The following is a 12597-nucleotide window of genomic DNA, read 5'->3' on the forward strand; positions in this document are numbered from 1 at the left end:
ACACCACGCGGCGAGGCGGGAGAAGCGGCGCATGATCTCGGCCAGGAGCGAGACCGGCCATCGGCGGGCCTCCCGCACCACCACGACGACCAGGACGAAGAGGCCGCCGGTCCAGGTGGTGGCGGCGACGACGTGGACCCAGTCGATCCCGGCGGTGGGGGCCAGATCCCCCCAGTCGCTGGCGTGGCCGGTCAAGCTCACGCTGAGGGCGACGCCGAGCGCGGCGAGCGCGCCCAGCCTCTGCCATCCGGGCCGCGACGCGCTCGAGAGCGCCAGGAGCGCGAGCAGGGCCGCCGCGCGCCCGATCCACACGGTGCCGAAGTGCGTGCGCGTCAACACGACCGGCATCGCCCGCACCGCCGTACCGAGCCCCCCGCCGCTCATCGTGGTGGCCCGCAGCCACCACTCTCCGACCGTGACGACGAGCAGGAGGACGGTGCACCCGATCCGCAGCGCCCGGAGCCGACGACGGGCAACCGCCATCGGCCGCGCCCCGGCGGGCAAGACGAGCAGGTCCACCACGAAGCCGCCGACCAGGCCGGCCAGCGCGACGAGCCCGCTCCAGCGGATGAGCCACGCCGCGATCAGCACCGATCGGCCTCCGCGCTCATTTGACGCGGAAGCCGAAGGTGCCTTCGGTCCGGTGCCCGTCCCGCGAGACCACGCTCCAGAACACCCGGTACCGGCCGGGGGCCAGCGACGGCAGGCCGACCTCGAGCAGGGTGGCGTCGGTCGCGCTCACCCGCGAGTCGTTCCGGTCCACCCGGCGCTTGTCGGCGTCCTCCACGCGCAGGGTGCTGAAGACCGGCTCGATCGCGCCGTCGAACCAGATGCGGACGGTGGGCGGCGAGGCGTCCACGGTGTGGCCGACGCGCGGCTCCGAATGGTCGGGGAAGGCGTGGCCCGATGCGGTCGCCGCCGTGATCAGGAGCATCACCGCCGCCCACAGCGTCCGCACGGCTACTGCGGCTGGGTCGGGCCCAGCACGCCGTGGAACGGCGTCCACGTGAAGATCTTGGGCGCGATGTCGTCGAGGTAGAAGTGGATCTGCCCGATCACCCCGACGTTCTTGCCGGTCCGGCTGTTCACCGGGATGACCGCCTCGACGCCGAGCTGGCAGTAGCGCCCGAACCAGATCACCCCGGGATTCACGGTTCCCGTCGTGCGACCGGCGTCGCGTCCCTCGACCGGGGTCTGCATCGCGAACTCCACCAGTGGGATGAAGCGATTGATCGGAGCGGGCAGGCCGACGTCGCGCACGAACGACTGGAGATACTGGAGGCTGTACTGCATCGAGAAACCCCACTGCACGACCTTGGGGTTCAGCTCGCGCTCGACCTCGACGTCGCCGTCGTCGTTGACCGAGATCGTCTGGTTGTGGCGCCGGGTCGGGATGTCCAGGCCGAAGGCTCCGGTGAGCGCGAGCGGCTTGAGCCATTCCACCGATTCCGGCAGGTCGCCGAAGCCCTTGCCGAAGAAGAGCTGCGGGGTGACGGTGTCGAAGGACTCCGCACCGATCTTCTTGCTGCCGGTCCCGCCGACGTCCCAGCTCACGCCCGCCGAGAAGAGGGTCTCGTGCGGCGCGCTCTTCCAGAAGACGTACTTGAGCGACACCTCCATGTTGTCGAAGCCCGACACCGAGTCCCCCGGATCGGGATCGAGCAGGGTGTAGGTGCCGCCGAGCGAGAGCCCCAGGTCGGGGCTCAGGCGCTTCGACAGCTCGCCGCTCACGTCCGTCTGCAGGCTCGGCGGTCTCTCCTCCGAGCCGCGGTTCTTGATGTGCAGGACGGTGGGCAGCGAGAGCTCGTCGGCCACGAACGGATCGTCGATCGTGAGCGTGGCCGGGAAGAAGCGCTGCCCGATCAGCCCGTGGGCGGACGCCGGACCGGGTACGGCCATCGTGAGGCCGATCGCCCAGAGCAGGGTGACGCCGAGTCTCGTTCTCATAGGGATCTCCGCGCACGCACAGCGGCAGCGGGCCCGGCCGCGCGGCGCTACGGTCGTGGAGTTCGAGAAGGGACCGACAGCGCGGTCAGGCGGGAGGAGCCCGTCCCGGGCGGGGACGGTAGGTCAGCGAACCCTCGGAGGTCTCGCGTGCCGGGGCCGGGGCGGCAGTCACGTGAGGCGGCGAGGCGTCGGATGCGACCACCGGGATCTCGCCCCAGCCGAGATGCTCGGTGCTCGGAAACACGGGACACGTCGCGGCCGTCTCGGGACTGGTCAAGTGATGGACCGAGTGGACGGCCGATTCCAGGCCGAAGACACCGAGGGCCAGCGAGAGGCCCATGGCGATCGCGCGGCGGCGCACCGGGCGCGCCGCCACACGCAGCAGGCCGACACCGGCGATGAGCCAGAGCGCTATCCCCCAGACGCCACCCGTCGAGGCGCCCGGCTGAGCCGAGCCCGGGTGAGCCTCCAGGAGCAGTGTCGCCGGATGCGCCATGGCGCGGCTCGATCCGAGTGACAGAGGCAGCGTGACGAACAGGACCAGCACCAACGAGCACCGGTGACGTCGAGACATGGCGCGTTGCGGCTCACTCTGCTCGCCGGTCCGGAGGTTGTCAAGCGCGGCGGGCTCGCCAGCGGCGAGCCCGCCATCAGCACATGCCGTGCTATCGTTTGAGCCGTCGATGACCTCCTCCATGCTCGTGCGCGAGACCCTCTGGCACGTGCCGTTCTTGGCCGCCCTCGTCGTGGCCATCCTGGTGTGGTCGACCGATGCCGGCCAGGCTGCCGAGCCACCTTCGAGGACGGCGATCCTCCAGGAGCTCCGTAGCTTCGCCACCACCGGCAGCGTGCTTTACCTGGCGGCCCACCCGGACGACGAGAACACGCAGGTCATCACCTACATGGCGCGTGGGCGCGGCTACCGAACGGCCTATCTCTCGCTCACCCGCGGCGACGGTGGACAGAATCTGCTCGGCCCCCAGCTCGGCGAGACGCTCGGGGTGGCGCGCACGCAGGAGCTGCTCGCGGCCCGCCGCCTCGACGGAGGACGACAGTACTTCACCCGTGCCAAGGACTTTGGCTACTCGAAGAACGCCGAGGAGACGCTGACCGTCTGGGACCGGCAGGCGGTGGTGGGCGACATGGTGCGGGTGATCCGCGAATTCCGCCCGGACGTCATCATCACGCGCTTCTCTCCGAAGCCCACGCCCACGCACGGCCACCATACCGCCTCCGCCGTCCTCGCCGTCGAGGCCTTCAACCTCGCCGGCGATCCCGCGGCCTTTCCCGAGCAGCTCCGCGAGCTCAGGACGTGGCAGGCACGGCGCATCGTGCACAACGTGGGCCGGGGTCCGAACGCGAATCCGGGGGCGGGCGTGGCCATCGCGGGATGGCCCGCCGACGTGCCGGATGGGCCTGGGGTGGTCAAGATCGATGTGGGCGTCCGGGATCCGGTCACGGGCGAGTCGTTCGCCTCCATCGCCGCGCGCAGCCGGGGCATGCACAAGACACAGGGCTTCGGTATCAACGACCCGCCCGTGAACGAGGGTCCGCGGGTCGAGCCGTTCGTGCTGCTCGACGGCGAGCCGCCGACCAAGGACCTCATGGACGGTGTCGACACGACGTGGAACCGCGTGCCCGGGGGTGCGGAGATCGCCCGGTCGACCGAGGAGGAGATTGCGAGGTTCGACGGCCAGGACGTGCGCGCTCGCCTGCGCGCGCTGCTCGCCATCCGGCGTCGGCTCGCCGCGCTCCCCGCGGATCCCGTCGTGACCGACAAGCGCGAGCAGCTCGACCGGATCATCCAGGCCTGCCTCGGCCTCGAGGTCGACACCGTGGTGGATCGCGCCGAGGCCGTGCCCGGCGAGACTGTGAAGCTACGCCACACGGCCATCGTGCACGCGCCCTTCCCCGTACGCTGGATGGCGGTGCGGTATCCGGCCGCGCATCGAGTGATCGCCAAGACGACCAGCCTGCGCCCGCGTCAGCCCGTCGTACGCGAGACCTCTCAGGCCGTCCCGTTTAACGCAGCGCCGACCCAGCCCTACTGGCTGCGTACGGAAGGTACACCCGGGCTGTTCGAGGTGGACGATCCGTCCCTCATTGGCCGCCCCGAGAATCCGCCCGCCTTTCCGATCGAGTACGTCTTCGACATCGGGGGGCAGACGCTGGTGATCGCGGGCGAGCCGAGGTCCGCCGCGGAGCCCACTCACCTCGCGCGGCGTCCGCTCACCGTCATCGCGCCCGTCTCCCTGCGGTTTCCGGCCGGCGTGCGGCTCTTCGCGCCCGGCGCCGCGCGGCCGGTGACGGTGGAGGTCACGGCCGCCCGTGCGCACGCCGCCGGCACCGTGCAGCTCGACGCGCCCGCCGGCTGGACAGTGACGCCGCCCACGCAGCCGTTCCAACTCGCCACCTCGGGAGAGCATGCGCGCTTCACCTTCACGGTGACTGCCCCGCCCGCGCTCGCGACGGCGCCTCTGGGCGCGAGCGTGGAGATCGACGGCCGCCGCTTCGACCAGCAGCGCGTGGAGGTTCGCTACGAACATCTGCCGCTGCAGCTTCTGCAGCCCCCCGCGCGCGCCAGGGCCGTGTCGCTGGAGCTGGTAACCCGCGGCCACCACGTCGGCTACGTGCCGGGCGCCGGCGACGACGTGCCCGCCGCTCTGGAGCAGATGGGATACGAGGTGACGTCGCTGGCCAGCGCCGACCTCACGCCCCAACGGCTGCGCGGTCTCGACGCAGTCGTCATCGGCATCCGTGCCTTCAACGTGCGGAGGGATCTGGCAGAGCACCTGCCCGCCCTGTTCGCGTACGTCCAGGCGGGCGGCACCGTGGTGGCGCAGTACAACACGCTGGACGGGCTGCGCGACGACTGGCTCGCCCCGTTCCAGCTGCATCTCTCGCGTGAGCGCGTGACGGACGAGCACGCCCCGGTGACGATCCTTGCGCCCGAGCATCCGGTGCTGACCACCCCGAACCACATCACCGCCGCGGATTTCGAGGGCTGGGTGCAGGAGCGCGGGCTCTACTTCCCCGATCGGTGGGACGAGCGCTTCACGGCGATCCTCGCCGCCAGCGATGCCGGCGCGACGCCCCTCAGGGGCGGGCTGCTGGTGGCTCGCCACGGCCAGGGATACTTCGTCTACACGAGCCTGGCGTGGTTTCGCCAGCTTCCCGAAGCGGTCCCCGGGGCGTATCGGCTGTTCGCGAATCTCGTCTCGCTGGGTCGATGAGGCCCACCTCGCGCCGCAACGAGATCGTTGAGGCCGAGGCGCCGGACCTCCCCGGTTTCCGTACCTGGCGCGGCGTCTATTTCTTCGTCTTTGGGTGGTTCCTGCTGCTGCTCCTCCTGCTGACGGTGTTCACCGTGATCTTCGCGTGAACGTCGCCGACTGGGCCGTGTTGCTCGGCACCCTCGTAGGCATCGCCGCCTACGGCGCCTGGCGCACGCGCCACGTGCGAAGCCTCAGCACCTACATGCGCGGCGATGCGGCCATCGGCTGGGGCACGATCGGGCTCTCCGTCATGGCCACTCAGGCCAGCGCCATCACCTTCCTCTCGATCCCCGGCCTGGGCTTCGAGAGCGGCATCGGCTTCGTGCAGAACTACTTCGGCCTGCCTCTGGCCCTGATCATCGTGTGCGCCGTGTTCCTGCCCATGTACCGGCGCCTCAACGTCTTCACGGCCTATCAGTTCCTCGGCCAGCGCTTCGACGAGAAGACCCGCCTGCTCGGGGCCGGCCTCTTTCTCGTGCAGCGCGGCCTCGCCGCCGGCGTGACGATCTACGCGCCCGCCATCATCATCTCCACGGTGCTCGGCTGGCGGCTCGATCTCGTGGTCGTGTTCACGGGGCTGCTCGTGCTGGTGTACACGGTCACCGGTGGCAGCGAGGCCGTCGCGCTGACCCACCGGTGGCAGGTGGCCGTGATCTGGGCCGGTATGGCCACGGCCGTGATCGTGCTCCTGCTCCGGCTGCCCCCCGGCCTCGGACTCAATGGTGCCGCCCATGTGGCCGGCGCCCTGGGCAAGCTGCGGGCGGTGGACTTTTCGCTCGATCCGAGCCGGCGCTACACCGTGTGGACGGGCGTGTTCGGCGGATTGTTCCTGTCGCTCTCGTACTTCGGCACCGACCAGTCGCAGGTGCAGCGGTACATCGCCGGCCCCTCGCTGCGCAATAGCCGCCTGGGTCTGATGTTCAACGCGGTGCTGAAGATCCCCATGCAGTTCGTGATCCTGATGCTGGGCGCGTTCCTCTTCGTCTTCTATCAGTTCGTGCCATCGCCGGTGTTCTTCAACCAGGCGGAGTGGCGACGTCACGCGCAGGACGGCCGGTTCCGCGCCATCGAGGCGAAGTACGCGGACGCGGTGACGCAGAGCCAGTCGGCCATCCGCGGCTGGCTCGAGGCCCGCGCCTCGGAGGACGTCGAGCGGGAGGCGAGCGCGCGCGCCGCCCTGGTCACGGCCAGCGATCGTGCGCATGCCATCCGCGCGGAGGCCAAGTCGGCTCTCGTCGCCGTCGACCCCCGCGCCAAGACCAAGGATTCCGACTACGTCTTCATCACGTTCATCCTGACGCAACTGCCGCACGGCGCCGTGGGCCTGCTCCTGGCGGTGATGTTCTCCGCCGCGCTGTCTTCCACCGCCTCCGAGCTGGCCGCGCTCGGCACCACGACAACGATCGACGTCTGGCGCCACCTCCGCCCGCTCGCCGCCGCCGACGAGGCGCGCAACGTACGCGTGGCGCGGCGCTTCACCCTGCTCTGGGGTGCCGTCGCGGTCGGGTTCGCGCTCTTCGCCGGCTTCGCGGAGAACCTCATCGAAGCCATCAATATCCTGGGCTCGATCTTCTACGGTGTGTTGCTCGGTCTCTTCCTGGTCGCATTTTTCCTCCACTGGGTCGGCGGCACGGCGGTGTTCCTCGCGGCCGCGGCCGCGGAGGCGCTCGTCATCGCGATGTACTTCTCGCTCGATATCGGCTACCTCTGGTACAACCTCATTGGCTGCGCCGTGTGCATCGTCCTGAGCCTGGCCCTGCAGGCGATCCTGCCGTCGCGCGCGCCGGGGGCGGGGGGCCGGGGGACATGAGCGAGGAGCCAGTCATCGCGTTCGGCCAGCAACCCTGCGGTTTCTTTCCGCGGCGGTTTCTCGTGGCCAAGATCCGCACCGCGCGTCGGCTCCAGGCGGAGATCGGCGGGCGCGTCGTCTATTTCTGCCATGACAGTGACCATGATCCGCGCGAGACGCGTACCCTCCTGCGCCATCGCGCCACCGGCCAGCTCGCACACCTGAACTTCGCGGTGGCGGGGAAGCTCCAGCGCAAGTTCGCCCCGCTCTACGTCAAGCGCATCGCCGCGGGATGGCAGGCCAGAACACTGGGGCAGCTCACGAACTACCTGGGCCACGCCGCCATCGACCTGTTCCGCAAGACGGCGGCGGAGACAGTGGCTGACTTCTGCCTCGAGATGTACCGCGGCATGGGCCTCCTCGACGGCGTCGACGTCGTGCGCTCGAGCGACCCCGAGGTGCGGCGCCGTGCCTGCGACGTCGAGGACTTCTTCGTAGACGTGCCGCACGAGGACGCGATCGTGCGGGCCCGCGTGCGCGATGGCTCCCTGTATCTGCACGAGGGCGGAGATTCGTTCGTGACGCTGCCCACGGATGCCGCCGGATTCCGGAAGGAGCAGATCAGCCCCACCCGGGACACCCGGCTCAGGTGGATGCAGTCGGTGATCCACTGCACGCACTACGTGACGGGCGCGGGCGAGCAGGCCTACCTTCGCCCGGAGGAGGCGCCGGAGATCGCCTATGTGCAGCGGGAGGAGATCGAGCGATGGGATGAGGCGTTCACGGAGCTGCCGGGCTGACATGAGACCTGCCCGGACTCCAGGTCGCTGAGATGGCGGCAGACACGCTGCGCGTCGGCATCACGTGCTACCCGTCGGTGGGCGGCAGCGGCGTGCTGGCCACGGCGCTCGGCGAGGAGCTGGCCGCGCGCGGGCACGACGTGCACTTCATTGCCTACGAGCGCCCCTTCCGCCTGCCCTCGGATGCGCCTCGGCTGCACTTCCACCCGGTGGCCATCAACCAATACGAGCTGTTCCGCTTCCCCGACTACACGCTACCGCTGTCCGTGCGCATGGCCGAGGTGAGCCGGGATCATCGGCTCGATGTGCTCCACGTCCACTACGCCGTGCCGCACGCCACCGCGGCCATCCTGGCACGCGCCATGCTCTCCTCGCCCCCGCGGCCTCGCGTCGTCACCACGCTGCACGGCACGGACACCACGCTGCTCGGCCACGACGCGGGCTACGCCCCGGCCATCCAGCACGCCCTGGCCTCCTCGGACGCGGTCACCGCCGTCTCCGAGTCGCTCAAGCAGGAAACGCAGCGGGTGCTCCATTTCGACGGACCGATAGAGGTCATCCATAACTTCTTCGCTCCGCGCCCGGCCAGTCGCTCACGCGAGATCGTCCGCCGCGAGCTAGGCCTCGGCGACGAGGTGCTGGTGGTGCACTCCTCCAATCTGCGCCGGGGCAAGCGTGTCGATCTCGTGCTGGAAGCGGCTGCGCGGGTGCGGCCGCGCGAGGCGTTCCGCCTCCTCATCCTCGCCGGTGAGGCGTTCGCTCCCTTCGCGGGCGACGTGCGCCGCCTGGGCCTGGCCGACCGCGTGATCGTCCGCGAGAAGGTCCACGCCATCGAGGACTATCTGCAGATCGCCGATGTCGGCCTCTACGCCTCCGACGCCGAGAGCTTCTGCCTCAGCCTCCTCGAGGCCATGTGCTTCGGCTGCCCGAGCGTCGCCACCCGGGTGGGCGGCATCCCGGAAGTGGTGGGCGACAACGAGAGCGCCGTGCTGGTGCCCCCTGGGGATGCCGACGCGCTCGCCGGAGCCTTGGAGGCCCTGATCCACGATGAGCCGCGCCGCCGGGCTCTCGGGTGCTCGGCGCAGGCGCGTGCGCGTGCGTGCTTTTCCGCCGAGGTCATCGTGCCGCGCTACGAAGCACTCTACCGCCGGGTGTGTCGGTGACGACCCGTCACGCGCGCGAGGATCGGCCATTTTGGCCTGGAGTGAACGCTGTACAACGAGTCCCGCCAGGAGGCGGTCATGAAAGCTTGGACCTGCGTCTGCGTCGTCTTGCTCGCCCTCGTCGGACCCTCTCTGGTCTCGGCCCAGACCCCAGCCCCGAGTCTGAGCAAGGAGCTCGTCGCGACCTACCAGCGCGCCGCCAAGGAGATCCTCGACATGGCGGAGGCGATGCCCGCCGAGAAATACAGCTACAAGCCGACGCCCGAGATCTCGACCTTCGGCGACCAGCTCGTGCACCTGGCCGGGATCATGCAGCGCTTCGTGGATTCCGCCAAGGGCGCCAAGACGGAAGAGCACCATCACGGCGCCATGACGAAGCCCGAGATCATCGCTCTCCTGAAGAAGTCGTTCCAGAGCGTGGAGGACATGGTCACGCCGCTGAGCGACGCCCAGCTCCTCGAGCCGGTCAAGTTTCCTTTCGGCAATCGCACGGTGACCCGCGCCACCTTCTGGCAAGGGCCGATGTATCAGATCCGCAACCACTACGGCCAGCTCGTGGTCTATGTGCGGATGAATGGGATCGTGCCGCCGGCCAGCGTCAGGAGGTGAGGAGCAGGGAGAGCCGACCTTCGGCGGGAGGCCGCCGCGGGCGCGGCGCCCTCTACTGGATGATCTGGTCCGCCCGGCTCAGCAACGAAGGCGAGATGGTCAGCCCGAGGGCCCGTGCTGTCTTCAGGTTGATGACGAGCTCGAACATGGTGGGCTGCTCCACGGGGAGATCGGCGGGCTTGGCGCCTTTGAGGATCTTGCTCACATAGGCGGCGGCCCGCCGGATCTCATCGTAGAAGTTCACGGCGTACGACATGAGGCCTCCCACCTCGACGAACTGTCGCTCGCCCCACATCGTGGGTATCCGATTCCTGGCCGCGAGGTCGACGAGGAACTTCCGGTGCTCCGTCGTGAGCACGCCGGCCGCCACGAAGAGCGCCTGGGCACGCTCCCGGGTCATCTCGGCAAAGGCCCCTTCGAAATCACCGGGACCACGCACGGGGTGCGGGTGCAGGGCGAGGCCCAGAGGCTTGGACGACTCCTGAAGGCCGGTCCATACCAGCGTGTTGGACTGGTCGGCCGGGTTGTAGAGGATCGCCACGCGGGAGGCCTTGGGAACGATCCCTTTCAGCAACTCCAAGCGCTTGCCGCCCAACGCCGCGCTGATGCTCGTCACCCCCGTGATGTTTCCACCCGGGCGCGCCAGGCTCGTCACGAGGCCCGCGCCCACTGCGTCGGCCACGCCGGCGAAGACGATGGGGATCGTGCTCGTGGTCGTCTTGGCGGCCACGGACGCCGGCGTGCCCGGGGTGATGATGACGTCGAGCTTGAGTTGGACCAGCTCCGCGGCGAGCACGGGTAGCTGCCCGACCTGGCCGCTCGCGAACCGATACTCGATGCTGATGTTCTGGCCCTCGATGTAGCCGAGCTCGCGCAGCCCTTGCCGGAAGGCCTCGAGCTCGGGTGAGGGCCCGGGGGCGCCGTAGAAGAGCAAGCCCACCCGCGGGCCGTTCCCGACCGGCTGCGACTGGGCCGCCATGGGCGCGGCCAGGAGCACGATCCCGGTCCCGTGCAGGAACCTCCGTCGATCCATCATCGAACCGGTGCGGCGGCCGCCCGGAGCCCGCGATGATGCCGCGATACGTTCGTCAATTGCGCGGCGCGCTCCGCGGCGGCACGATGCCGTTGAGACGGAGGTACACGACGAGGTTGCCGTAGTGGTTCATGTTGTCCTGGATCGCTATCAGGATGGCCGACCAGCGCTGGACCTGCTGACCTCCTCTGCCCGCCACCATCTCCAGGGCCTTCTCCTCGGTCAGCCCCTCCCACACCCGCGCCCCGTAGTCGTAGCTCTCCCGGAGCGCCTTCAGGATCTCCGCGCGGCTCTTGAGGCTGTCGAAGCGCGCGTTGCTCTCGAGGGTGTCGCCGGAGACTCTGGAGAAGAACGTGTAATTCTCCCCGATGAGATGGATGAGGGTCTCCCGGGCGGTCCGCACGGCGGGGGTCGGCCGGAAGTCGTACTTGTCTTCGGGCACGCTGTCGGCGATGCCGAGGACCAGGTTGCGGGTGCTCTCCCAGGTGGCCTTCGTCGGGGCCAGGAAGCTCGTGGCCGGGAACCTTGACGGAGCGCCGGGTGGGGGGCCGCCCGGTGTCTGGGCCATCCCCGGAGTCGCCCAGAGAACGACAAGCACGGCAGCCACCGCACGCCGAACGAACGTGTCCTTGGTCATGGGTCACCTCTCGGGTGATGAGACGGCCGCGGGGACGAGGCCCTTTCCCGCGCGTGGCGACGCGATCACACCTACCGTAGATAGCACAGAACGCGCTCGTGGACTCGGCGTCGATAGCTGTGCCGTCGGCTCCCGGGGCGGCCGGTGTCTGAGTCTGGGAGGTTATATCACGGGGACGGGGCCACGCGTGTGCCCGCCGCCGGAGGGGACTGATGTTGCCTACGCTCGCTCGGCGGATCGGACAGCGCCCCGGGACGGGAGTCCCGGAGCGCCGCGCGAAGCTCCGAGCGGACTAGAAGCTGTCGGGGAACTGCTTGACGATCGCCTCGGCGAGCGGGTCGGCGATCATCTGCATGTGGCCGGCGCCGGTGCGCTCGGCGGTGAAGGCGCGACGCTGGTCCTTCGCGGCCTGGGCGTCGATGACGTCCTTGAGCGTCACCACGTGGTGCTTCACCAGATCGGCGACCACCGCCTTGGGCAGGTTCGGGTTCGCGGCCTGCAGGAACGCGCCGAAGTCCTGCGTGTAGCCGATCAGGTCGCTGACCGCCTTGTCCTGCTTGGCGCGGTCGCTACCGGCCACGCCCACCGTGTAGTCCACCACCATGCCGATGTGCTTGCGCCACAGGGGCAGGAAGGCCTTTTCCGCCTCAGGGCCGTAGACCGAGCCGATCGCCTTCGCGACGGCGACCGAATTGGCGTCGAGCGCGTTTGCGGCCGCCTTGAACTCCGCGTCGCGCCCACCGAGCGCCGCGTTGGTGGCGGCCGACGCCAGGTAGACGTGCTCGCGCAGGGCCAGGTTCAGCATGGTGCGCAGCCCGGCGGCCTTCGTGTCGGTGGCGCCCGCGATCTTCCCGGGGAACTGCTTGACGATGGCGCCGGCGAGCGGATCGGCGATCATCTGCATGTGGCCCGCCCCGGTGCGCAGCGCGGTGAAGGCCCGCTCCTGGTCCTTCGCGGCCTGGGCGTCGATCACCGCCTTCAACGTCAGCACGTGGTGCTTCACGAGATCGGCCACCACCGACTTCGGCAGGTTCGGATTCGCCGACTGCAGGAACGCGCCGAAGTCGTCCGTGTAGCCGACCAGGTCGGCCACCGCCTTGTCCTGCTTGGCGCGGTCGCCGGTGGCCGCGCCCACCGTGTAGTCCACCACCATGTCGATGTGCTTGCGCCAGAGCGGGAGGAACGCCTGCTCGGCCTCCGGCCCGTACACCGAGCCGATGGCGCGGGCCAGGTCCACCGAGTTGCCGTCGAGCGCGGCCGCGGCCGCCTCGAACTCGGCCTGGCGACCGGCCAGCGCCGCGTTGGTGGCGGCGGCCGCGAGGTAGACGTGCTCGCTCAGGAGCG

The 12597-nt window shown here is 69.6% G+C and carries 13 protein-coding genes; 6 read left to right on the top strand and 7 right to left on the bottom strand.

Annotated features, from left to right (window positions below; translation table 11 throughout):
- The 4 genes from VKN16_26800 to VKN16_26815 all read right to left on the bottom strand — a co-directional run.
- Positions 1 to 591: hypothetical protein (locus VKN16_26800; GenBank protein ID HME97828.1), on the bottom strand; the 591-nt coding region annotated here is incomplete at its 3' end.
- Positions 592 to 607: 16 nt separating this feature from the next.
- On the bottom strand, positions 608 to 934 hold the full coding sequence (locus tag VKN16_26805; protein HME97829.1) for a copper resistance CopC family protein: 327 nt from the start codon (positions 932 to 934) through the stop codon (positions 608 to 610).
- A gap of 26 nt (positions 935 to 960) precedes the next feature.
- A complete protein-coding gene (locus tag VKN16_26810; protein ID HME97830.1) occupies positions 961 to 1947 on the bottom strand; it encodes a hypothetical protein in 987 nt (328 codons plus the stop codon).
- 85 nt (positions 1948 to 2032) lie between these two features.
- Positions 2033 to 2644 carry a hypothetical protein gene (locus VKN16_26815; protein HME97831.1) on the bottom strand — a complete coding sequence of 204 codons (612 nt, stop codon included), beginning with the start codon at positions 2642 to 2644 and terminating at the stop codon, positions 2033 to 2035.
- Here VKN16_26815 and VKN16_26820 point away from each other — a divergent pair.
- The 6 genes from VKN16_26820 to VKN16_26845 all read left to right on the top strand — a co-directional run bounded on the left by VKN16_26820 (position 2631) and on the right by VKN16_26845 (position 9583).
- Entirely contained in the window at positions 2631 to 5180 is a 2550-nt protein-coding gene (locus tag VKN16_26820) for a PIG-L family deacetylase (protein ID HME97832.1), read from the top strand. The genes VKN16_26815 and VKN16_26820 overlap by 14 nt on opposite strands.
- A complete protein-coding gene (locus VKN16_26825; GenBank protein ID HME97833.1) occupies positions 5177 to 5329 on the top strand; it encodes a hypothetical protein in 153 nt (50 codons plus the stop codon). Before VKN16_26820 ends, VKN16_26825 begins: the two co-directional genes overlap by 4 nt.
- Positions 5326 to 7032 carry a sodium:solute symporter gene (locus VKN16_26830; protein ID HME97834.1) on the top strand — a complete coding sequence of 569 codons (1707 nt, stop codon included), beginning with the start codon at positions 5326 to 5328 and terminating at the stop codon, positions 7030 to 7032. The genes VKN16_26825 and VKN16_26830 overlap by 4 nt, the downstream gene beginning before the upstream one ends.
- Complete coding sequence (locus tag VKN16_26835) at positions 7029 to 7811, top strand: hypothetical protein (protein ID HME97835.1); 783 nt, start codon at positions 7029 to 7031, stop codon at positions 7809 to 7811. The genes VKN16_26830 and VKN16_26835 overlap by 4 nt, the downstream gene beginning before the upstream one ends.
- A gap of 32 nt (positions 7812 to 7843) precedes the next feature.
- A complete protein-coding gene (bshA, locus tag VKN16_26840) occupies positions 7844 to 8974 on the top strand; it encodes an N-acetyl-alpha-D-glucosaminyl L-malate synthase BshA (GenBank protein ID HME97836.1) in 1131 nt (376 codons plus the stop codon).
- 78 nt (positions 8975 to 9052) lie between these two features.
- Entirely contained in the window at positions 9053 to 9583 is a 531-nt protein-coding gene (locus VKN16_26845; protein ID HME97837.1) for a DinB family protein, read from the top strand.
- A gap of 52 nt (positions 9584 to 9635) precedes the next feature.
- On the opposite strand, the gene VKN16_26850 is transcribed toward VKN16_26845, so the two are convergent.
- From VKN16_26850 to VKN16_26860, 3 genes are all read right to left on the bottom strand, one after another.
- Entirely contained in the window at positions 9636 to 10616 is a 981-nt protein-coding gene (locus tag VKN16_26850; GenBank protein HME97838.1) for an ABC transporter substrate-binding protein, read from the bottom strand.
- 55 nt (positions 10617 to 10671) lie between these two features.
- Positions 10672 to 11184 carry a DinB family protein gene (locus VKN16_26855; protein HME97839.1) on the bottom strand — a complete coding sequence of 171 codons (513 nt, stop codon included), beginning with the start codon at positions 11182 to 11184 and terminating at the stop codon, positions 10672 to 10674.
- A gap of 361 nt (positions 11185 to 11545) precedes the next feature.
- The coding region (locus VKN16_26860; GenBank protein HME97840.1) for a copper amine oxidase N-terminal domain-containing protein at positions 11546 to 12597 on the bottom strand (1052 nt) is incomplete at its 5' end.

This window comes from Candidatus Methylomirabilota bacterium (genome assembly GCA_035315345.1).
In the GTDB taxonomy this organism is placed as follows: domain Bacteria; phylum Methylomirabilota; class Methylomirabilia; order Rokubacteriales; family CSP1-6; genus CAMLFJ01.